The sequence below is a fragment of the Roseibium album genome (assembly GCF_001404515.1).
In the GTDB taxonomy this organism is placed as follows: Bacteria; Pseudomonadota; Alphaproteobacteria; order Rhizobiales; family Stappiaceae; genus Roseibium; species Roseibium album.
Window position 1 is genome coordinate 129,613 of record NZ_CXWE01000009.1, and the last position, 21,119, is coordinate 150,731.

The following is a 21,119-nucleotide window of genomic DNA, read 5'->3' on the forward strand; positions in this document are numbered from 1 at the left end:
CATTCAGCTCCCGCGGTAGGTCGAATAGCCGAAAGGCGATACAAGCAGCGGCACGTGATAGTGGCCATCCGGTTCCGCTATACCGAAGCGTATTGGAATAATGTCCAGAAACAACGGGTCGGGAAGAGATTGTCCTGTGGCCTTCAGGTAGTCACCTGCATGAAAACGCAGTTCGTACTCACCGGTCTTGAAAGCCTCTCCTTCAACAATCGGACCGTCGACGCGACCGTCCGTGTTTGTGACATGTGACGAGATGCGAGCCGGGTTTTCGCCCTGCGACCATAGTTCGATTTTTAACCCGCTCGCAGGCCTGCCCAATGCAGTGTCAAGTACGTGGGTCGTCAAACGCCCCATCAGCTTTCTCCCTCGCGCAGCAAAGTGCCGCAATTCCTTCGAAAAATGTGCCTTAAAAATCAACGCAGACAAAGCGCTCATTTGAGACCTTTATGATGCCTTTTTGGCATCATTGGAAGAGTTACGGTCCTTTAAGGCGAGCACTGAGTGGTCGAAAAACATCCCTGGGGCAAGCGCGAGTGCGCGCAACGACGAGGTTATCACACATAAACGGTCTGCTTGAAGTGGCGCATCCGTGAGTGGCTTGAATACGAGGGCGCCGGAAGAAAGGTCATCCTCACACCCAATCATTGTCTGGAAACCAATGACACCGTCTTCTCTTGCAAGTGCCCGCATCAGGCGCAGCGAATTGGCTTCCACGTAGGTTCTGGAAACACCCGCTATACGATTGCGGACCATATCGAGGCGTGTACGCAACGACAGGCCCTCTGCGGGAAGTGCCACGGGAAATTTCAGGCATTCCTCAAGATCCAGGTTTTCGGCCTTCGCCAGCGGATGATCCGGCCTCATCAACGCGCCGATGACCAGCTCCTGTTGAAAGGCAACAGTCAATGCGGAGTTCTCTGGTGGGTCGAACGTGAACCCGACATCGGCTTCGGCAGTCTCGACTTTTCGAGCCGCCTCCTGGGAGGAAGAAACGGAAACATTGACATGAATTCCCGGAAAGCTCTTGCGGAAACTGCTTATCACGGCAGGTAGCAGTTTTTCCGAAACGCTTTCGACCGAGGCGATCGAGACGGTTCCCCGTCGCAATCCCTTGAGCGCATCGAGCTCCGCGACAGTGCCTTCAAAATCGGAGAATGTCCTGCGGACATGTGCGAGCAACAGTTCTCCGGCCTGTGACAGCCTGATACGTCGTCCGACACGGTCGAAAAGCTGGAGACCCAGGGCTTCTTCCAACCAGAGGATCTGCCGGTTGACGGCAGAAGACGCGACATTGAGTTCTCGTGACGCGGCACGGATCGACCCTGCTTCCGCGGCGGCGAGAAAGTACCGCATGGCGGGACTGTAGAGATTTCGCGAAAGTTCCTGGGCCCGTCCGGAAAGCATCGACATTCCAATTATTGGTGGATCAAGACGCCAGTTTTAGGGAATCAAGACGGTTGTGCCGGTGGTTTTCCTGCCTTCGAGATCTTCGTGAGCCTGGATGGCGTTGGCCAGACGATATTCCTGGTTGAGCTCGATCTTGACTATCCCCCTCTGGACGACGTCGAAAAGTTCGCCTGCCGTCGCCTCCAGCGCGTCACGGGTCGCAATGTAGGTAAAGAGGGTCGGCCTTGTCGCGAACAATGATCCTTTCTGTGCCAGGAGACCAAGATTGAAATCTGTAATGGGGCCCGATGACTGGCCGAAGCTGACCCACGTTCCCAATGGCCTGATACAATCCAGGGAGCCCGGATAGGTGTCCTGGCCGACAGAATCATAGACGACGTCGCAGCCCTTTCCCCCGGTGATCTCCTTGACGCGCTCAACAAAGTCTTCCGTGCGATAGTTGATCATGTGCTGGTAGCCATGGGCTTTCGCCAGCGCGATTTTTTCGTCTGAACCAGCTGTGCCGATAACGGTAGCACCCAGGTGGGCAGCCCATTGGCCTGCGATCAATCCGACGCCGCCTGCAGCTGCGTGAAACAGCAACGTTGTGTCTGGCCCCACGGCAAATGTCTGCCGCAGCAGGTACTGAGCCGTCATCCCTTTCAGCATCATTGCTGCGGCTGTCTTGTCGTCAATGCCGTCCGGGATCACGACAAGATTGTCAGCGGGGACAACTCTCTCCTGCGCATAGGCACCAAGAGGACCGGCATAGGCAACGCGATCTCCCGGATTGAGATGCGCGACGCCGTCGCCGACCGACTGTACGATTCCCGCTCCTTCATTTCCGGGCGAAAACGGCAAACCGGCTGGAGACGGATAAAGTCCCGAGCGAAAATACGTGTCGATGAAATTCAGGCCAATCGCGGTATGACGGATGCGGACTTCGCCGGGGCCCGGTTCTCCGACGTCGACTTGTTCCCAACGCATGACATCGGGACCACCGGTTTCGTGGACGCGGATTGCCTGAACCATTCGAACCTCCAAAAGGCTTACGCCTCAAAAACTAATGTGCCTGACCGGAACATTAATGAGTTCGAGGCATGCCGGAAAGGTCAATATGGATTTCAATCGACCCTGTCGATCAGTTGCTGGATGGCTGAGATGGAAAACAGGTAGATACTCGATACGGTGAACAGCAATGAAGTGATGCCGTTGAGGGACATGTTGTCCACGATCGCCAGCGCTGCCAGCGCCATCCAGAGCAAGGTGACAGGCAGGGTCACGATCCGCCAGCGCCGAACGCGTACAGGATGGACAAAACGGATGGGCGCAAATGTAAGCGCGCAGCAAAGCAGGATGATTGCAATTGTAAATGCTTCGGATGGAGACAGGACCATCAGGCCGAAGACAACCATGTTCCAGCCGGCAGGAAAGCCCTTGAAGGATCCATCAGGTGTCTTCATGCCATTGTCAGCGAAATAAAGCGCACCGGTGAAGACAACGAGGCCGCCGCAGATCCAGTTCCATGGCTGAGACAGCATCAGGCTCCAGGACAATGCAAATGCGGGCAGGAATACATAGGTCGCATAGTCGATTACAAAATCAAGTGATGCGCCGGACCAGCGCGGCAAGCGCTCGGCGATATTGAAACGGCGTGCAAGCGGGCCATCAATTCCGTCGACAAAAAATGCGAGGCCGAGCCAGGCGAACATTTCAGCCCAATTCCCCTGCGCGCCCGCCAAAAGGGCAACCAAAGCGATGGGAGCACCGGAAGCCGTCAGGACATGAATTAGAAATAGAGCGGGTTCGGGCGCCGATTTGCCCGGGGTGATGTCCGTCACGGGGTATCCTCACACTAAATGAACGCGGCGCAGATCGTAATCAGGTCCGGTTTCAGGCAGATTTGCCATTGTCCGGCAAGCATCGCTCTACCGCGTCCGGGGAGTAATATTGCAATCGTATGACAGTGTGAACCGAAAAAACAGCCCCAGTGGCAATTCTGCGATAAACAATTTTCGAACTCAGAAATAAATGGCAACTGTCAGAAAACCGGCCCAGACGAGCAGAAAAGCACCGATTGCAGCCGGAAAAACCCTGTTCGGGACCGCCTTTTCCAGCGCCATGACGCCGCCTAAAAGAGCTATCCAGACAATATTCATCAGGCCGACGGCAAACATGACGGTCATAACAGCCCAGCAACAACCGAGGCATGCCCAGCCCTGAACGAGCCCTTCTCGGTATCCGGACAGGATAGTGGATTTTCCGCTGTCGGCCGAAAATACCCAGCGGGGATACCAGCAGCGTTGCAGGCACGATCTTTTGGCAGGTGTGAACTGATAAACTCCTGCTGCGAAAAGGACGGATGTGGTCAAAGCCAGGCTGGCCGGCGCCATCATGTCGTTCAGTCCACCTGTCATGAAAAGTAGCCATTGGGCCACGGTCGCGATGACAGCGTAACCGAACCATACGGAAAGATATCCAAATGTGGAGCCAAAGACGGGCCAGAAAGCTCGTTGATCGGGACCTTCCCGGCTGTCAATCCAGTCGGTATAGGCCTTTAACATGGGAATTGACGTTGGCAGCATCATCGCCATCGACATCATCGCCCACATCAGGAAAACCTTCGCGAGGTCGATCGCGGTCATGGCCTGGGTCGGCATGCCGAAGGTCGCACCCGCCGGCAGGCAGAGAACTGCAAGTGCAGCCCTTGTCTCGGCGGACAGACCCTTGAACAGATTGAACTGATTGAATATTTCCATGCCGGGGCCAGCCTCGGCCATGTCCATTGCCGGAACCATGTCGGCGATCATTGCAACGAGATAGGCCCAACCGCTGACACTGAGCGTTGCGACAAGCAAAAGCACAAAAGGCCAAGTGCCCGCCCCCGCTGGTCTTTTTCGCTGCTGGTCGTGCGAACCGGTAGTTGTCGTGGCTGTCGTGATACTCATTTTTCAGTTTGCTGCTGGTCTTCCCGGCAATCCACTATATCGGGGATTTTCCAAAAGGGTTTGATCTTGCGCATTCGAGACTGATTTCCTGTTCATGTTATACAAACTCGCACCGCCCTGCGTGGTTTCGTCCTGTTGAAAAATACAGTCATTGAGGCACTTTCTATGCAATCAGATCACAGATCGGGACAAACAAATGCCAGACTCCTCACCGCCGGTCACGCATGATGTAGTCGTTGTCGGGGGCGGTCCCTCCGGACGTATCGCCGCGCTGAGGCTCGCACAGCTCGGGCTTTCCACAGTGTTGATTGCGCCTGAATTGCGACGTGTCGACGGACGGACGACTGCTCTTTGGCAAAAATCCATATCGCTTCTTGATGATATCGGCGTGTGGGCGGATCTTGCCGGTAATACCGCTCCACTCAAGAAGATGTGCATGATTGACGATACGAAGCGACTCATCAGGGCTCCTGAAGTTGTCTTCGACGCCAGTGAACTTGAACTTAATGAATTTGGATTCAATATTTTAAACAGTGATCTTAACAAGGCACTTGAGAAAAAATGCAATTCTCAAGGTAACCTGGACTGCATAATTGGCAGCGCGGAAACGGTCAAATACTCCGAGACGCTAGTCGACGTTCATGCGTCCTCTGGAAATCAGGCGCGGGCGCGTCTTGCTGTCGCCGCGGACGGCAGAAATTCAATGCTTCGACAAGCCGCTGGAATTGAAGTGAAAACCTGGTCTTACCCTCAGGAGGCTGTGGTTCTCAACGTCGAACACCGGTTGCCGCATCAAAGCACTTCCACGGAGTTTCATACGCGCACCGGACCATTCACACTTGTTCCTCTGCCTGGTCGTCAATCTTCGGTTGTCTGTGTGGAAACCGCGCAGGGAGCGCGTGACCTGATCTCGATGGCTTCGACAGACCTGGAGCTGGAACTGGAAAAACGTGCGCACTCGGTCCTTGGCTCGTTCAAACTGGCATCAGAGATTCAAAGCTTCCCGCTTTCTGGTCTGAATGCGCACAAGCTGACCGGACAAAGGCTGGCTCTTGTCGGTGAAACGGCACATGTCTTTCCACCGATCGGAGCACAGGGCCTGAACCTGTCTCTTCGCGACATCCATGACCTGACGTCGGTTATCCAACGCGGGCTCCTGCGGCACAGCGACCCGGGAGATCCGGCAATCCTGATGTCCTACGAGCAATCACGCATGCGCGACATCAGGCTGCGAACCAACGCGGTTGATGCATTGAACAAGTCCCTCCTCACCTCGTTCCTGCCGGTACAGGTGGCAAGAAGCATCGGCATGTACATGGCCGACCGGGTCGGCCCTTTCAGGCGTTTCCTGATGCGTGAAGGAATGGCACCCAGTGTGGGGTTTCGAATTCCCGGGTAGTTTCCAGCCGGATGTCAAAGCCTGCCGCGCTGACTACCGTTTCTTGACGTGGTAAGTGAGCGCCATTGAGATCATCTGGTAAATTTCATTTTCCGGAAGCGGATCTTCTGCCTTGAAATGAACGCTTCTGTTGCCGCCGAATTCGATGTGCGGATAAAGAGCGCGCCAGTCGGACACGAGCGAAGTCTGGCAATTTACATACAAAGCGACATCACCCAGATCGGAAGTGTCCTTGTCTATTCGGATTGTCGTTCCCGATTTCGGTTTGACGGTCAGAAAGCTCGGCTGCCCCCATTTCAGCGTCTCCTGCACTTCACCGACATGTTCACTTTTCAGGGCAGTTTCCAGGATAAGGCCCCGGAGTTGCATCAAGCGGTTTCGAACAGGGTCCGGGTAAGTTTCAATCACATCCAGTGTGGGGTGTTTTTCAGTCATCGCGTTGAAACGCAGCCTTCCTTGCGTTGCCGGTTGGGCGCATCGCTTCAACCGATGGGCAGAACACCGGAGGTAATTGCCCAGATAAACGCCGTCACTGTCACGATTGAAAGCGCAGTGCCCACCAGTACGAAACTTGACGCGCGTTGAACATAAACACCGTACTGCTGCGCAATCACGAAAACATTCGTTGCCGGTGGCAGGCACGACATCAACACCGCCGTTGCGATCCAGCCCGGATCAAATCCACCAAGCCACGTCAACAGCAGGAAGACGAGTATCGGGTGTAACAGGAGTTTTACCGACAAGACCAGAGGAAGCTCTATCGGTATCCTTCCAACGGGGCGAAGAGCAATACTGACACCCATGGCAAACAGGGCGCAGGGAGCGGCGGCATTGCTGAGGTAAAGCAGAAGCGTGCTTGCCGCTTGCGGCGGGCGGAATTCAAAGGCTGCAGCGGATACACCGGCAATGGTCGCCAGGATGAAGGGATGCGTGAAAATCTTGACGAAGATCTGTTTCAGAGTCTGGGCAAACGTCTCGTTTTCTGTTCCCGCCAAAGCCATGAGCAGCGGCGCAAGAATGAACATAAGTGCGTTGTCGAAGGTCAAAATGAGCGCTGTCGGTACCGTTGCCTCTTCACCCAATACAGCAAGGGTCAATCCTGGCCCCATGTATCCAACGTTCGAATAGGCGCCGGCGATGCCCAGTATCGTCGATTCGCCGATACTGCCCCGCGTTGCTACCACGCCAATACAAAAAGAAATCGCGAACACGACGTAGGTCGTGAAAGTCGTTGCCGCGATGAACGACAGGTTGGCCAATTGTTCAAAGGGTGTTGCGGATAACAGCCGAAAAAACAGCGCGGGGAGCGCCAGATAGATGACAAAGAAATTCATCCAGGCAAGCCCGGACTCAGGTATGTTTTTTGCCTTTCCTGCGCCGAAACCAAGAAGTATCAGTCCGAAGAACGGCAAGGCCAGAGTTATGACGTCCAGCATTCAGTGTCCGAGACTTGGTGTTGCGATCGGTAGGTGGAGCGTTCGGGTAAAGATACTTGCATCTGTCGTTGAGCTTGGATAAGGACGCGTCACTTGCTGGACTGTATCAATGTCCCGCATTCCAAGCAGGTCTGAAGCCCTACCGCAAGGGCTCAATTTGACAGATACGTCCTGAAGCCGCCCGCCGAAAGAACCGGGTCAGGCAAAATGAAAGCATCCGGCCGGAATGTCGCGAAAAAAAAGACAGAGGAAACATCCCAAACGGTTTGCGTTGCAAAACCATATCGAAAGCATCGCTTTAAAGTCAGCCATATTCCTTTTTCGTCTCATACCGGTCGATCTTGCCTCGTACCTGATGGGCAAAGGCTGGCGGGCGTTTGCACCGTTCAATGCGCGTCACAAACGCGCGCTGAAACATTTGAAAAACGCGTTCCCTTCAATGAAGGAGAGCGAGAGAGAGGAAATTGTCCGAGGAATGTGGGAAAACCTCGGTCGAGTGGCAGTCGAGACATTCCATACCGACAGGCTTCTCAAACAGGATTTCCGATTTGAGGCCGTTGCCGATGAAACGACCGAGAGAGTTCTTGCTGGCGAACAGGCCTGTGTCCTCATGTCGTTTCACAGTGGCAACTGGGAACTTTGCGTTCAACCCGTCACAAGCCACGGGGTGGATGTAACCGGCGTTTACCAGGCTCTGCGCAATCCGGAGGCAGACAAGGCGCTGCGCTCGCTGCGGCAGGACCTCTATCGTGGCGGCTTGCTGTCGAAGGGACCGGAAACGGCGCGAAAGATACTGGGAACGCTGAAGAGCGGTGGTGTCGTTGCAATGATGGGGGACCTGAGGGAAGCCAGAGGCGTACAGGTTCCCTTTTTCGGTCAGATGGCTTACGCGAATACCGTGCCGGCCTCAATCGCACGATCCTGCAATGTACCGATCGTCCTGGGTCGTGTTGTCCGGAAAAATGGCGTGAATTTCCACATTGAAGGGCGCGCGATCACAGTGCCGAAAACAAGCGACCGGCAGGCGGATATCAAGGCGGCCACCGCCGAGATACACCAAATCTTCGAAGCCTGGATCAGCGAACATCCCGAGCAGTGGATGTGGATACACAAAAAATGGGCCCCGCCGGGGAAAAGCCTGGCTCGACGGCAGGCTGACCGAGCAGCCGTCTCCAAGGCGCAGGAGGGTTGAACCCGATCCCCTCTCCTTCACCTATCGGGGGATGGTTGCAGCGCAACATAAGCGTTATAGCTAGCTTACGAACAGGAGGAGGAACACGATTTTCATGAAAACCCCAAGCGCATTCTACAAACCGCTCGCAATTGGTGCTCCCACCCCGTATCGAGAGATGCCTATCTCGCTTGAGCGAATGATCCATTTTGTTCCGCCACATATCGAGAAGATGCGCGCCAAGGTGCCGGACCTTTTGAACAAGGTCGATGTTGTCCTGGGCAATCTCGAAGACGCCATTCCGGCAGACGCCAAGTCCGACGCGCGGAACGGGTTTATCCAGCTGGCAAGGGAAAATGAATTCGGATCAACCGGACTGTGGACGCGGGTAAACTGCCTGAACAGCCCCTGGTTTCTCGATGATGTCATGGAAATCGTCCAGGCCGTCGGTGACAAGCTGGATGTCGTGATGTTGCCCAAGGTCGAAGGCGCCTGGGACATTCACTATCTCGATCAGTTGCTTGCTCAACTGGAAGCTAAGGGTGGACTAGGGAAACCGATCCTCATCCATGCCATTCTTGAAACCGCGGAAGGTGTCAAGAATGTCGAGCAGATCGCAGCAGCCAGTCCGCGCATGCATGGAATGAGCCTGGGACCAGCCGACCTTGCGGCATCCAGAGGCATGAAAACAACGCGCGTCGGTGGTGGCCATCCTGATTACGCGGTGCTTTCGGACACTGACAATAGTGGTGTGCGGACCGCATTCCAGCAGGATCTTTGGCACTACACTGTCGGGAAAATGGTCGATGCGTGCCTGTCATATGGCCTGAAACCCTTTTATGGACCATTCGGGGACTTTTCTGACCCGCAAGCTTGTGAAAGCCAGTTCCGCAATGCCTTTTTGATGGGGTGTCTCGGTGCCTGGTCGCTTCATCCCTCGCAAATCGAAATCGCAAAGAAAGTCTTTTCGCCAGACCCGGCGGAAGTTGCCTTTGCGCGCAAGATCCTGGATGCCATGCCGGATGGCACAGGTGCCGTCATGATCGATGGCAAGATGCAGGATGATGCAACCTGGAAGCAGGCCAAGGTCATCGTCGATCTTGCACAGCTGGTTTCAAGCAAGGACAAGGAGTTGGCCGAGGTTTATGGTTTTTAGAGATTCACAAGGTCTCTTGTATAGAGTTTAATGTTACAACGCTTGCAAGCAGGTTGCCGAAACGGTATCCCGGCATTGCATGCAGTAAGCGGACGAGTAACCATGCGAACGGCGAAGTTTAGAATAGGTCAGGTCGTCCGGCACCGGATTTATCCCTTTCGGGGTGTGATTTTCGATGTCGACCCGACGTTCAGCAACACGGAAGAGTGGTGGAATGCGATCCCTGAGGACGTCCGTCCGGTCAGGGACCAACCCTTTTATCATCTTCTCGCCGAAAACGAGGAGACCGAATATGTTGCATATGTCAGCGAGCAGAACCTGGAACCCGACATGACCGGGGAGCCTGTCCGCCACCCGCAGGTCGAGGAGATTTTCGAGGAACAGACCGACGGATCATATCTTCCGCGCAGTGTCGAGATCCACTGACACGACTGAAAATTTGCGGGTTTGCCCCTCCGAACAAAAAAAGGCCGGGACTTGCGTTCCGGCCTTTCTGTTTGAATTGCTTGAAAGCTACTGGTTTTCCTGCTGAGCATCGATCAGTTTCTGCCGTGCTTCGTCAGCGCGCTTTTGCAGCTCGCTCTGCAGTTCTTCCTGTCTCTTCTGCAGTTCTGCCAGGTCCATGGGCTCTCCATCATAAACCTTGGTGAAGCCGATAAGGGTCATCTTGAAGACGATTTCCTTGGCTTGCTGGTTATACGGTGCAACCCGCATCTCGCCACCCTGCTTCATTGCGTTGATGAACGTATCGTCAATCGCAAGTTCCGCGTAACATGCGTTCGGGGCGCAGATGCTGTATTTGGCCTGAACCGGCTTGCTGTCATCAATCTGGATGCGAAGTCCGGGCTGGATCAATACACCTGTCGGTACAGCGACAAGAAGTTTCTTGCGGGCTTCGCCTTCGGTTTCCTGAATGGCAATGTTGCTCAAGAACTGACCGGTATTTGTGCGCAACTCAATCGAAATGAAGCAGATTTCCTTCTGCGTATTCGGATTGGTATTACATGCCTTCGTCCAAGGGCTTTTCTCTTCCTGGGCGATTGCAGGGGCGGCAGCAAAAGAAGACACGGCCACGAATGCAGCTGCTGCGCATCCGAAGAATCCTCTTTTCAAAACACTCGTCATTGAAACGTCCTCAATCGTGCGTATTCGAAATCTTCGCGTTGTTCTGAGGCATTCCGGAAACATCCGCAAGGCCCGTTTGAACATTAGATCTGTGAAATGCATGGTAAGGCACTGAATTTGGGCGAGAGGGTGGCCGAATTGCAACGCAATGCTCAGGTTCGATTCAAATCTGTATATCTTTGTCTTTATGACTTGTTGCTGGCGCCTTCACATTCACCATGTGCTAGTCTGAACCGCGAGAATCAAGGGAATCTCCGGTGGTGGTTATGCGTTGCTTTGAATTGGTCGTGTCTGTTTTCTGCAACAACAGCACTAGACGTAGTGTGTTCGCGGTATTTTGTCTCTTGCTGCCCTGGTTTTCCGGGCCGGCCTTGGCCGACGACGAAACGGTACCATGGTCACACGCGATCTCCATGCATGGTTCACCAGCGCTTGGCCCGGATCAACCCTTTCCCTATGCAAACGAGAATGCACCCAAAGGTGGCACGATCACATTGGGTGTTCAGGGAACTTTTGACAGTCTGAACTCGTTTATTGTCCAGGGAGGCTGGACCTCTGCACGCGGAATGCGCGAGCGCCAGTTCGGCAACAATGTTCTGGAAAGCCTGCTGGTTCGTTCCTACGACGAACCTTTTTCACTCTACGGATTGATCGCGCAGCGGGTCCGCATGCCGGACAGCAGGGAATGGATCGAGTTCGAACTCAATCCGAATGCCAGGTTTTCCGACGGAACTCCGGTAACCGTCGATGATATCGTGTTTTCCCTGGATATTATCCGAGACAAGGGCCGCCCTCCGTATCGGAACTGGTATGCGGCGATTGTCGAAAAGGAAATCACGGCTCCTAACCGGATCAAACTGAAATTCGAGAACGGTGAAAACAGGGAATTGCCCCTGCTTATCTCGCTCGCCCCCATCTTTTCCAAAAAACACACCGATGCGGAAAAGTTCGACAAATCTTCGCTCACACCTCCGGTAGGAAGCGGTCCTTATACATTCAAGACAATCCAGCCCGGACGGCTTGTTGTTTATGAAAAGAACCCGGACTACTGGGCAAAGGACCTGCCGGTCAAAGCTGGGTTCGACAATTTCGACGAGATCAGGATCGAGTATTTCCGTGATGAAACCACGTTGCAGGAAGCATTCAAGAAAGGCTTGATCAAGGCCTTGCAATTCCGTGACCCTGCCCGGTGGGCAACCGGATTTGATTTTCCGGCGGCTGAAAGTGGTGACGTCGTCAAGATAGAAATCCCGCGCGGCGTTCCCGCTCCCATGCAGGGTATTGCGTTCAACACCCGCAAGGAACAGTTTTCCGATGTCAGAGTGCGTAAAGCCTTGCGGATGCTGTTCGACTTCCAGTGGGTAAACCGGAACCTCTACTATGATCTGTTTACCCGAACCGCCGGATATTGGGACAATTCCGAATTGTCTTCGATCGGACGTCCTGCAAGCGATCGGGAAAAAGAACTTCTGGCCCCCTTCCCTGATGCAGTTTCCCCGGAGGTGATGGCAGGAAGCTGGCGTCCGGCCGATGCTGACGGATCGGGACGTGACCGGAAAGTCCTGCGTGCTGCACTGGCTGAACTCAAGAATGCCGGCTACGCGCTGAAGGACCGAAAACTCATACACGAGACAACCGGCAATCAGCTTGCCTTCGAGATTCTCGCCAAGAATGAGGATGAGGAAAAACTGGCGCTTGCCTATATCCGGACGGTTGAACTTCTGGGTATCGCAGTGAACGTGCGTAGCGTCGACCCGTCGCAATTCGAGGATCGCCGGACAAAGCGGAACTTCGATATGGTTTTCAATACCTGGTATGCTTCACTGTCGCCCGGCGCCGAACAATATGGCCGCTGGAGCACGAAGGCGGCGGACGCCGAAGGATCTTTCAATTTTGTGGGTGCCAAGGAACCGGCGATCGATGCCTTGATCGATGCCATCGTCGGGGCTCGCAGCCGTGACGACTTCATCGATGCGGTCAGGGCGTTCGACAGAGTATTGATTTCGGGTACCTATGCTGTCCCGCTCTATCACGTATCAGATGACTGGGTTGCACACTGGAAAGATGTCGTGCCACCGGAACACCATTCCCTTTATGGTCATGAGTTTGACACCTGGTGGTCATCGACCGCGCAATAATCGGACCTATGGACGAAGGACACAATGAAAGCGACTGTTGACAGCCTCACCAAGGAGTATCACGAAAGCGGAGTTTGGTCCGATGTACCGCTGGATGAGCTCTTCAAGACAACCGCAGCACAGCATCCTGATCGGCTGGCCCTTGTCGATGCGCCGGACCGCGCGGCCTGGACCGGCGGCGAACCGCGCCGCTTGACCTATGCCGAAGCTGACCGGGAAATCGACCGGCTTGCCGCATTTTACAACACTGTCGGTCTGTCCGCAGACCATGTGATCGGCGTCCAGGCTCCCAACACTGTGGACACGGTCATCGCAGTTCTTGCGGCGCTGCGTGCGGACCTGATCGTTTCGCCTCTTCCATTGCACTGGCGGCAGAAAAATGTGCTGGAAGCCTTGAATTCCATCGGTGCAAAGGGGTTCATTGCCGCTGACAGGGTCGAGACGAGAGACGTCGGTACCGCCGCCCGGGACGTGGCTGCGGATTTGTTTTCGCTGCGTTTCGTTTTCGGTCTGGGCAAAGATGTTCCGGACGGTTTGATCGAACTGGGACCGATGCTCGCGGAAATGGGAGACGGCCTTAGTTTCGTTACCCGTGACAGACCTGATCCGGCTGACCATACCGCAACAATATGCTGGAGCCGGAGCGGAGAAGAAAACGTACCTGTCAGCCGATGTCACAACCACTGGATTTCGGCTGCGCAGATGATCGTGAACGAAGCGGAGATTTCGGAAAACAGCACCATTCTGGTGCCTTATTCGCTCAGCGGACTGACGGGACTCGGGGCCGGACTTGTACCGTTTCTCATGACAGGCAGCACCTTGCACCTGCACCATCCGACCTCTCTTGCCAATCTTGCAACACATGCCAATGACGTTGAAGCCGACATTGTCATGACGCCCGGGCCCCTCGCACAGACGCTCGATCGGAAGCTGGGCAGTACCAAAACGACCGTTCTTGCGGCGTGGAATATTTCAGCCCCACACCCGACAACGTTTGTTGCAAGACGTCGGCTCGTCGATGTTCACATAGCGGACGAATTTGCACTGGTTGCCAGAGCGAGAGGTCCTTCAGCGAAGATCAAGGCGACCGCCTTGGGAAAGCATAACGGGTCGATCGGGTGTGAAAACAGGCCAGCCCTTCTTGAAATAGCAGTCACCGAAGAGGGCGAGGCACAGACCCCTACCCTGCTCGTGAAAGGACCCATGGTCCCCGAGATCGGGTGGCGCACGATCAACGGCGAACGGCGGCGTGTCCGCTGGGAGGGAACCGGGTATCTCAAGACCAACATCAAGGTTGATCTTGTCGACGACGGCATTGCCGGCTTCGGAATTCCAGGTTCCTATGCCCTGGGTACCGGCAATCTTGAAACAATCGATGTGATCTATTCGAGTTATCCCGGGATTCGGGAAGCCGCTGCATTCATTGTCGAAGATCCAGTTCTTGGAGCCAGAATGTACGCAGCATTGGTCCCCGAGACTTCAAATGTCCCCGACGCTGCGTCCTTCTTTGCCTTTCTGGACGCGGATGGAGTGGATCTTGCGAAAATCCCGCATCGTGTCCTGATATTGCAATCGCTGCCACGCAATGCCGATGGAACGATCTGCAGGGAGAAACTGACCATGCGGACACAACGGCTGCCCGCTGCGGTGGCCTAGACGGCGGTTTGGGTGGCGCAACTGGACAGACATCTATTGGTTGATCCAAAGCGGTCAGTCGGGGCATCATACCTCCGGCGGGAAATGTGCAATTTGCTCCAGGTGGGGACAGGGCATGGATTATGAAACGTCGCTTTCGTGGCGTGGACCTTACTGGTATGCCGGGCGCCGGCCAAAACGCAACAGCAACGGTGACGCGCCCGAAGACCTGGACGTTGCGCTCCTCAATATGTTCGAGCGTGACGGTACTCCGCCTACAGCTCTGCCTGCTGCGATCGTTGTCGATATCAAGAACCTCATTGACGGCGACAATGAGGCCTTCTTTGACTGGCTCCAGCGGCATATCAGGGCTTTGCCATGCGATGTTCCGTTTTATATTCTGTCCGATGGAGACGACCTTATCCCCGACGGGCTTCAGGTGACCGCGATCATTGATCGGGTCGTCCCGGATGATGTCCTTCTGATGCTCATTTGTATCCACCAGCGCTCACTCATGCGCTCGGAGGAAGCGCAGCTCCGGCGGAAGGTATTTGGTCGCATACCCGATTTCGGGACAGCCCCTCACCACACCGGTTCCAGCAGCCTGATGGTGGTCGGCGTGAGCGGGCGCTTTCTGGAATGGCAGGATGCCAGCGATCAGAAGGTCGAGGTCGTCGGAGCATTTGACGGCAAGATGGCGATGGAATTCATGTCCATGCGTGCATTTGATGCGGTGGTAATCGACGCGGCATTTGATGATGCAGTTGAATACATCCGCCAAATCAGAAGAGATGCCCGTTTTGCAGGACTACCTGTTCTTGCTGTTTGCGAGGGAGAAGAGGATTCCGCACTTTTGTTCCGTAACGGGGCATCCGACGTGATCGTGGGCGAGAACCGCAAGGAAACTCTGGCGCGACGGATCACTTCGGCGATCCGCTTCGGCAAGCGGCGGCGCCTCGCGGACAGAATTCTTGCTGAAAGCCAGATGTGGCTCCGCCAGCAGATCACGGAAGGCGGGCTAAGCGCCGGCGAATACACAAACTATCTTGAAACATGCAGCAATGCCCTTGCGGTGCGTGGCCTGGATTTGTGGGAAATGCGTCTTCAACCGGAAAGTTTCGGACTTGAAGTGTCTTCTGCGGATGAACTGGACGAAATTCACACAACGCTCCTGTCGATTGCGGATGCAACCAGCCGGGATGAGGACCTTGTCTGCCTGGTGAAGGACCTTGGGCCCGTCGCCGTGCTGAAAAACGAGGCCGGGACCGTGCGTCTGCAAAAGCGCATCAGCTCCATCCTGACCCATACAGTACGCTGAACGGCGGATTGGACTTGGAAACCTGACAGAAAGCTCTAACTTGTTGGTTCAAGACACAACAAACGGCCCATTCATGAACGCAACTCCTCCACTAACTGTCGACGTCGTCTCCGATGTCATGTGCCCCTGGTGTTTCATAGGTAAAAGACGGCTGGAGACTGCACTCCGGTCTGTTCCTCAGTTGAATGTTGATGTGCGCTGGCACCCATTCCAACTTGATGCAACCCTGCCAAAATCAGGCAAGGACCGTCAGCAGTATCTCGACGACAAATTCGGCGGCAAGGAAAATGCTGATGCCGTTTACAGTCGCATAAAGGAAACCGGTGCGGAGGAAGGCATCAATTTCGCCTTCGACAAAATCAAACTGTCGCCGAACACGCTGGACAGTCACCGGCTGATTCTCTGGTCGCGGTCCGACAATGTTCAAAGCGACGTCGTCGAGCGATTGTTCAAGGCATATTTTCTGGATGGTGAAGATTTGACCAAAGCGGCTACGCTTGTCCGGATTTCGGAAGAAGCCGGTATGCAATCCGATCTAGTCGAACAGTTGCTGGAAACAGAGACCGACCTGGACAAAACGGAAGCTCAGATCACAAGGGCGAGCGAGTCTGGAATATCAGGCGTGCCTTGCTTCATTATTGACGGCAGATTCGTGCTGGCCGGTGCGGAAAAACCGGAAACCATCGCGGCGGCGTTGCAGCATGCGGAGGAAACCCGGACAGATCCCGAAGCGGAACAGTCAGGCTGACGTAATTCGCGCAACGATACAAAAGACAAAGCCCCGCCAGATCGGCGGGGCTTTTCTTTGAACAAGGATTAGAAGGAAAGTCAGCCTTTCAGGATAGACTGGCCGGCATAGATTGCCTGAGGACCCAGTTCTTCCTCGATCCGGATAAGCTGGTTGTATTTTGCCAACCTGTCTGAACGTGCCAGGGAACCTGTCTTGATCTGTCCGCAATTGGTTGCAACCGCAAGATCGGAGATGGTCGAATCTTCTGTTTCACCGGAGCGGTGCGACATGACGGCGGTGTAGGCAGCCTTATGAGCGGTTTCCACCGCGTCCAGAGTTTCCGACAGTGTGCCGATCTGGTTGACCTTGATCAGGATCGAGTTGGCAACGCCCAGATCAATGCCCTTGCGCAGACGTTCGGAGTTGGTCACGAAGAGATCATCGCCGACGAGCTGGCATTTGTTGCCGATCAGGTCGGTGGTTGCTTTCCAGCCGTCCCAGTCGTCCTCGGCAAGACCATCCTCGATGGAGATGATCGGATATCGGGACACAAGGTCGCCAAGGTATTTAGCCATTTCCTCAGGCGCCAGTGACCTGCCTTCACCTTCAAGGACATACTTGCCGTCCTTGAAGAACTCCGTCGATGCGGCATCAAGAGCCAGGTACATGTCTTCGCCAGGTTTGTAACCGGCAGTCTCGATCGCTTTCATGACGAAACCGATTGCCGCGTCTGTCGATTCAAGATTGGGGGCAAATCCCCCCTCGTCGCCAACATTGGTATTGTGACCGGCAGAACTCAGGGCTTTTTTCAGGGTGTGAAAAACCTCTGTTCCCATGCGTACGGCTTCGGAAAGCGATTCAGCCCCCACCGGCATGATCATGAATTCCTGGAAGTCGATCGGATTGTCCGCATGGGCGCCACCGTTGATGATGTTCATCATCGGTACCGGAAGTGTCCTGGCTGACGTACCGCCGACATAGCGATAAAGCGGCAGGCCCGATGCCTGTGCCGCAGCTCTTGCAACGGCCAGCGAAACACCCAGGATGGCGTTGGCGCCGATACGGGCCTTGTTGCTTGTGCCATCCAGATCAATCATTGCCTGATCGATCTGCAGCTGGTCTTCCGCTTCCAGACCCCCGACGGTTTCGAAGATCTCACCGTTCACCGCATCGACAGCCTTCTGGACGCCCTTGCCCATGTAGCGGTCACCGCCATCGCGAAGTTCTACCGCTTCATGCGCACCGGTCGACGCACCGGAGGGAACCGCAGCGCGTCCAAAAGATCCGTCTTCCAGAAAGACATCGACTTCAACGGTCGGGTTGCCACGGCTGTCGAATATTTGACGTCCGACGATATCGATAATAGCGGTCATGGAAAGAACTCCCTTGTCGCATGGACCTTAAGTGATTGCGCACTGGCGGATTTGCCCGCGCACTCCGTGCCGATTGACCGGCGATTAACCTGGGGCACATGCCCCATTTTGAACGCGCACGCAGCGCGGATGTATTCTAATTTGTGGCGGATGCCGGTTTTACCACGGTGTCGATTGCCTTGAGCTGCCTGAGCAATGCTTCTAGTTCATGCATAGGAACCATGTTCGGGCCATCTGAAGGTGCCTTGTCCGGATCCGGATGCGTTTCAATGAAAAGTCCTGCGATACCGACCGCAACTGCGGCCCTGGAAAGAACGGGAACCATGGTCCGGTCGCCACCTGTGGAGGCACCCTGCCCGCCGGGTTGCTGAACCGAATGGGTCGCATCGAATATGACCGGCGCACCGGTCTCTGCCATGATAGGCAAGGCACGCATGTCGCTGACGAGCGTGTTATAGCCGAAACTGGCGCCACGCTCGGTCAGCAGAACGTTCGGGTTTCCGGATTCCGTAACCTTGGCAAGGACGTTTTTCATGTCCCATGGGGCCAGAAACTGACCCTTTTTGACGTTTACTGTCTTGCCCGTTTTTGCTGCAGCAACCAGAAGATCAGTCTGTCTGCAGAGAAATGCCGGAATTTGCAGAATATCGACAACTTCTCCAACCGGAGCGCATTGCTCAGCGTTATGAACGTCGGTGACAACCGGCATGCCGAAGGTTTCCCGGATTTCTGCAAATATTGGCAGCGCCTCACGCAACCCTACGCCGCGCCCACCAGAAAGAGACGTTCTGTTGGCCTTGTCAAAAGACGACTTGTAGACGGTCGCTATGCCAACCTTCTGTGTAATTTCCCTGATTGCTGCTGCGCATTCCAGAGCATGGTTGCGACTCTCAAGTGCGCAAGGCCCGGCGATGAGGCTTACTGGTGCATCATTCTGGAATGTTACGTTCCCGACTATAACTTCGCGGTTCGCCTCGGTCATTGATCACCTTGCTTCATCAGACAGCCGTCAGCTGCCATTGCCTGCGCTATTTTGCCCCGCAGCATTTTCGGGTGTTCCATAGCGTTCTTTTGTTCAAGCTGCAACTCTCTGGTTTCTGCTGCTCAGATATCGATTTAAATCGATTGAATTGCATATTTTTGCCAACCCGCCCCCGATTATCACAAGACTTCCATCTTTGCGTGAGACGATCGTTGCGTTACAGGACCGGAAGGCGGCAATTGGAAATTTAACCAGGATGCAAATTTTAGCGCCTATCGTCCTTTGTATACCCGGTCAGAACCCTGAGTTTATTGTTGTGTTTATTTATTCGTGACAGATGGATGTAGAAATCTCTGTAAATTGGAGTTGGAAGGCCTGAAATGAACAAGCCCATTCGCAAAGCCGTTTTGCCTGTTGCCGGTCTTGGCACCAGATTCTTGCCGGCAACCAAGGCGGTCCCCAAGGAAATGCTGACGATCGTGGATCGGCCGATTATCCAGTATGTCGTTGATGAGGCCCGAGCAGCAGGTATTGAACACATCGTCTTTGTAACGGGTCGCAACAAGCACGTAATCGAAGATCACTTCGACATGGCTTATGAGCTGGAAGATACGCTGAGAGCGCGCAACAAGGCAGCTGCGCTTGAACTGCTTGAAAAACACAGACCTCAGCCCGGATCAACCAGCTTTACCCGTCAGCAGGCTCCCCTGGGGCTCGGACACGCAATCTGGTGCTCCCGGGATATTATCGGAGATGAACCATTTGCGATTCTTCTTCCCGATGTGATCATCAAGTCCAAAGTTAGTTGTCTTCGGCAAATGGTTGATCTTTATGAGAAAACCGGTGGAAACATCATTGCTGTGGAAGAAGTGCCTGACGATCAGACTCATCAGTATGGCATCGTCGAGCTTGCAGAGCAGATCAACGACAAATCGAGCCGCATTTCGAACATGGTGGAAAAGCCGGCACCCGGCACCGCACCTTCCAACCTGATGATTACCGGGCGATACATCCTGCAACCTGAAATTTTCGACCTGCTCTCCAGCCAGGGGCAAGGCGCCGGTGGCGAGATTCAGCTGACCGACAGCATGATTTCGTTGATGTCGAATCAGAGTTTCTCCTCACTCAAATTCGAGGGCCGCAGCTACGATTGCGGTAACAAACCGGGTTTCCTGAGTGCCAATATCGCCTTTGGAATGGATGATCCTGCCCTGGCCCAGGAGCTAGTTCCGTTCATGCAGGAGATGCTTCAACATCCTGTCGCTGCGGAATAGCAGTTGAAAATGGACAAGTGATCACTTTACCGCACTGATATTTGCCGGACCGGGTCTGACCAAGATCCGGTCCAATTGTTTTCATGAATTCAAACGCCTTACGAAATTTTTCGCTGTTCGTACAACGCGTAAGCGTAGACAGGGGGCAAGGTGAAGAAAAACTTTCTCATTGTCGGTGGCACTTCTGGAATCGGCCTGCAACTTGCCAAAATTTATCTCGACGAAGGACACACCGTCTGCGTGACGGGGCGCAAACGTCCCGATCTGACCAAGGCCAGTTTTCAGAAATTCGAGATAACCAGAGACACGGCCAAGCTGGCACAAGATACTGATCGGGTTCTCTCCCGACTTGGGACCGTCCATACGCTCATTTATGCTGCGGGATTTCTTCAAAGGGGACGTATCGACGCACTTGGCGACGAAGATCTCGAAAGTATGGTCAACGTTGGCGTTTTGGCACCCATGATGTTGATTCAGCGTCTCAAAAGGCGATCGCAGTGGCCGCTGAAGATAATGCTCATCACCTCAAGCTCGCAATATACGCCGAGGGAACTTGAACCGGCCTATTGCGCAACCAAATCAGCTTTGGGAATGCTTGGTGCGTCACTGGTCAGGGACAAAGCGCTCGGAAAGGTTCTGGTTGCCGCTCCTTCCGGGGTCAGAACACCGTTCTGGGAGGGAACCGACGAAGATACGGACACCATGCTCGAACCTGCCTGGGTTGCGGAACGGATTGTCGAGCTTTCAGGTGGTGCCTTCAAGTACAAGTACGCCAAGATATTGCGCGATCCGGCCAGGGTGGAGATCGTTGAATGCCTGAACAACGACATGAAACCGATACAGGCACTCCCGCAGCATCCCTGACAACGCTCCGGATCCAGCAATTCCAACGAACGACAATCCCAATTGCCTCAGGACGGTCAACGTTTCTGATTGAGCATGTAATGCAGAACCGGCCTCTGCCCGATCGCAGGCGTCCGCTCCTATCCGGGATAATATGACTGTCCACCAATCCAAAATCGCGATTTTGCCGTACACTTTCAGAGTT

20 protein-coding genes are annotated in these 21,119 nt (G+C 54.5%); 10 read left to right on the forward strand and 10 right to left on the reverse strand.

The genetic code is table 11. The annotated features are described in order from the left end of the window. Positions 1-3: 3 nt before the first annotated feature. The 5 genes from uraH to LA5095_RS26695 form a co-directional block, all read right to left on the reverse strand. Positions 4-354 (reverse strand): hydroxyisourate hydrolase, encoded by a 351-nt coding sequence (gene uraH / locus LA5095_RS26675; protein WP_055120639.1) that lies wholly within the window; start codon positions 352-354, stop codon positions 4-6. 90 nt (positions 355-444) lie between these two features. Then, positions 445-1,404 carry a LysR family transcriptional regulator gene (locus LA5095_RS26680; RefSeq protein ID WP_055120828.1) on the reverse strand — a complete coding sequence of 320 codons (960 nt, stop codon included), beginning with the start codon at positions 1,402-1,404 and terminating at the stop codon, positions 445-447. A 36-nt stretch (positions 1,405-1,440) separates the two neighbouring features. Beyond that, the gene (locus tag LA5095_RS26685; protein WP_055120641.1) at positions 1,441-2,418 is read right to left on the reverse strand and encodes a quinone oxidoreductase family protein; all 978 of its coding nucleotides are present in this window, start codon (positions 2,416-2,418) and stop codon (positions 1,441-1,443) included. Positions 2,419-2,510: 92 nt separating this feature from the next. Then, on the reverse strand, positions 2,511-3,227 hold the full coding sequence (locus tag LA5095_RS26690; protein WP_055120643.1) for a CDP-alcohol phosphatidyltransferase family protein: 717 nt from the start codon (positions 3,225-3,227) through the stop codon (positions 2,511-2,513). Between the two features lie 180 nt (positions 3,228-3,407). After that, complete coding sequence (locus LA5095_RS26695) at positions 3,408-4,334, reverse strand: DUF2182 domain-containing protein (RefSeq protein ID WP_055120646.1); 927 nt, start codon at positions 4,332-4,334, stop codon at positions 3,408-3,410. Between the two features lie 196 nt (positions 4,335-4,530). On the opposite strand from LA5095_RS26695, the gene LA5095_RS26700 reads away from it, so the two are divergent. After that, the gene (locus tag LA5095_RS26700) at positions 4,531-5,733 is read left to right on the forward strand and encodes a UbiH/UbiF family hydroxylase (RefSeq protein ID WP_055120648.1); all 1,203 of its coding nucleotides are present in this window, start codon (positions 4,531-4,533) and stop codon (positions 5,731-5,733) included. Positions 5,734-5,766: 33 nt separating this feature from the next. Here LA5095_RS26700 and LA5095_RS26705 read toward each other — a convergent pair whose 3' ends face one another. Next, positions 5,767-6,168, reverse strand: a complete 402-nt coding sequence (locus tag LA5095_RS26705; RefSeq protein ID WP_055120650.1) for a DUF1801 domain-containing protein — start codon at positions 6,166-6,168, stop codon at positions 5,767-5,769. Between the two features lie 47 nt (positions 6,169-6,215). After that, positions 6,216-7,169, reverse strand: a complete 954-nt coding sequence (locus LA5095_RS26710) for an AEC family transporter (RefSeq protein ID WP_055120651.1) — start codon at positions 7,167-7,169, stop codon at positions 6,216-6,218. Positions 7,170-7,395: 226 nt separating this feature from the next. Between LA5095_RS26710 and LA5095_RS26715 the strand changes: the two genes are divergently transcribed. The 3 genes from LA5095_RS26715 (at position 7,396) to hspQ (ending at position 9,922) form a co-directional block, all read left to right on the forward strand. Continuing rightward, positions 7,396-8,361 carry a lysophospholipid acyltransferase family protein gene (locus LA5095_RS26715; protein WP_055120653.1) on the forward strand — a complete coding sequence of 322 codons (966 nt, stop codon included), beginning with the start codon at positions 7,396-7,398 and terminating at the stop codon, positions 8,359-8,361. Positions 8,362-8,455: 94 nt separating this feature from the next. Beyond that, positions 8,456-9,496, forward strand: coding sequence for an HpcH/HpaI aldolase/citrate lyase family protein (locus LA5095_RS26720; RefSeq protein WP_055120655.1), 1,041 nt, complete (start codon positions 8,456-8,458; stop codon positions 9,494-9,496). Between the two features lie 102 nt (positions 9,497-9,598). Beyond that, a complete protein-coding gene (hspQ, locus tag LA5095_RS26725; RefSeq protein ID WP_029065428.1) occupies positions 9,599-9,922 on the forward strand; it encodes a heat shock protein HspQ in 324 nt (107 codons plus the stop codon). An 87-nt stretch (positions 9,923-10,009) separates the two neighbouring features. On the opposite strand, the gene LA5095_RS26730 is transcribed toward hspQ, so the two are convergent. Next, complete coding sequence (locus tag LA5095_RS26730; RefSeq protein ID WP_029065427.1) at positions 10,010-10,621, reverse strand: invasion associated locus B family protein; 612 nt, start codon at positions 10,619-10,621, stop codon at positions 10,010-10,012. 413 nt (positions 10,622-11,034) lie between these two features. Between LA5095_RS26730 and LA5095_RS26735 the strand changes: the two genes are divergently transcribed. The 4 genes from LA5095_RS26735 (at position 11,035) to LA5095_RS26750 (ending at position 16,460) form a co-directional block, all read left to right on the forward strand. Next, positions 11,035-12,759, forward strand: coding sequence for an extracellular solute-binding protein (locus LA5095_RS26735; RefSeq protein WP_208992874.1), 1,725 nt, complete (start codon positions 11,035-11,037; stop codon positions 12,757-12,759). 24 nt (positions 12,760-12,783) lie between these two features. Beyond that, entirely contained in the window at positions 12,784-14,415 is a 1,632-nt protein-coding gene (locus tag LA5095_RS26740) for an AMP-binding protein (protein WP_055120658.1), read from the forward strand. Positions 14,416-14,530: 115 nt separating this feature from the next. Then, positions 14,531-15,712 carry a PleD family two-component system response regulator gene (locus LA5095_RS26745; protein ID WP_208992875.1) on the forward strand — a complete coding sequence of 394 codons (1,182 nt, stop codon included), beginning with the start codon at positions 14,531-14,533 and terminating at the stop codon, positions 15,710-15,712. Positions 15,713-15,785: 73 nt separating this feature from the next. Beyond that, a complete protein-coding gene (locus LA5095_RS26750) occupies positions 15,786-16,460 on the forward strand; it encodes a DsbA family oxidoreductase (RefSeq protein ID WP_055120833.1) in 675 nt (224 codons plus the stop codon). A gap of 80 nt (positions 16,461-16,540) precedes the next feature. On the opposite strand, the gene eno is transcribed toward LA5095_RS26750, so the two are convergent. Beyond that, positions 16,541-17,815, reverse strand: coding sequence for a phosphopyruvate hydratase (gene eno, locus LA5095_RS26755; RefSeq protein WP_055120660.1), 1,275 nt, complete (start codon positions 17,813-17,815; stop codon positions 16,541-16,543). A gap of 136 nt (positions 17,816-17,951) precedes the next feature. After that, a complete protein-coding gene (kdsA, locus tag LA5095_RS26760; RefSeq protein WP_055120662.1) occupies positions 17,952-18,797 on the reverse strand; it encodes a 3-deoxy-8-phosphooctulonate synthase in 846 nt (281 codons plus the stop codon). A 380-nt stretch (positions 18,798-19,177) separates the two neighbouring features. Here kdsA and galU point away from each other — a divergent pair, with 380 nt between their 5' ends. Further along, the gene (gene galU, locus LA5095_RS26765; protein ID WP_055120664.1) at positions 19,178-20,071 is read left to right on the forward strand and encodes a UTP--glucose-1-phosphate uridylyltransferase GalU; all 894 of its coding nucleotides are present in this window, start codon (positions 19,178-19,180) and stop codon (positions 20,069-20,071) included. 150 nt (positions 20,072-20,221) lie between these two features. Next, complete coding sequence (locus LA5095_RS26770; protein ID WP_055120666.1) at positions 20,222-20,935, forward strand: SDR family NAD(P)-dependent oxidoreductase; 714 nt, start codon at positions 20,222-20,224, stop codon at positions 20,933-20,935. The last annotated feature ends 184 nt before the right edge of the window (positions 20,936-21,119 follow it).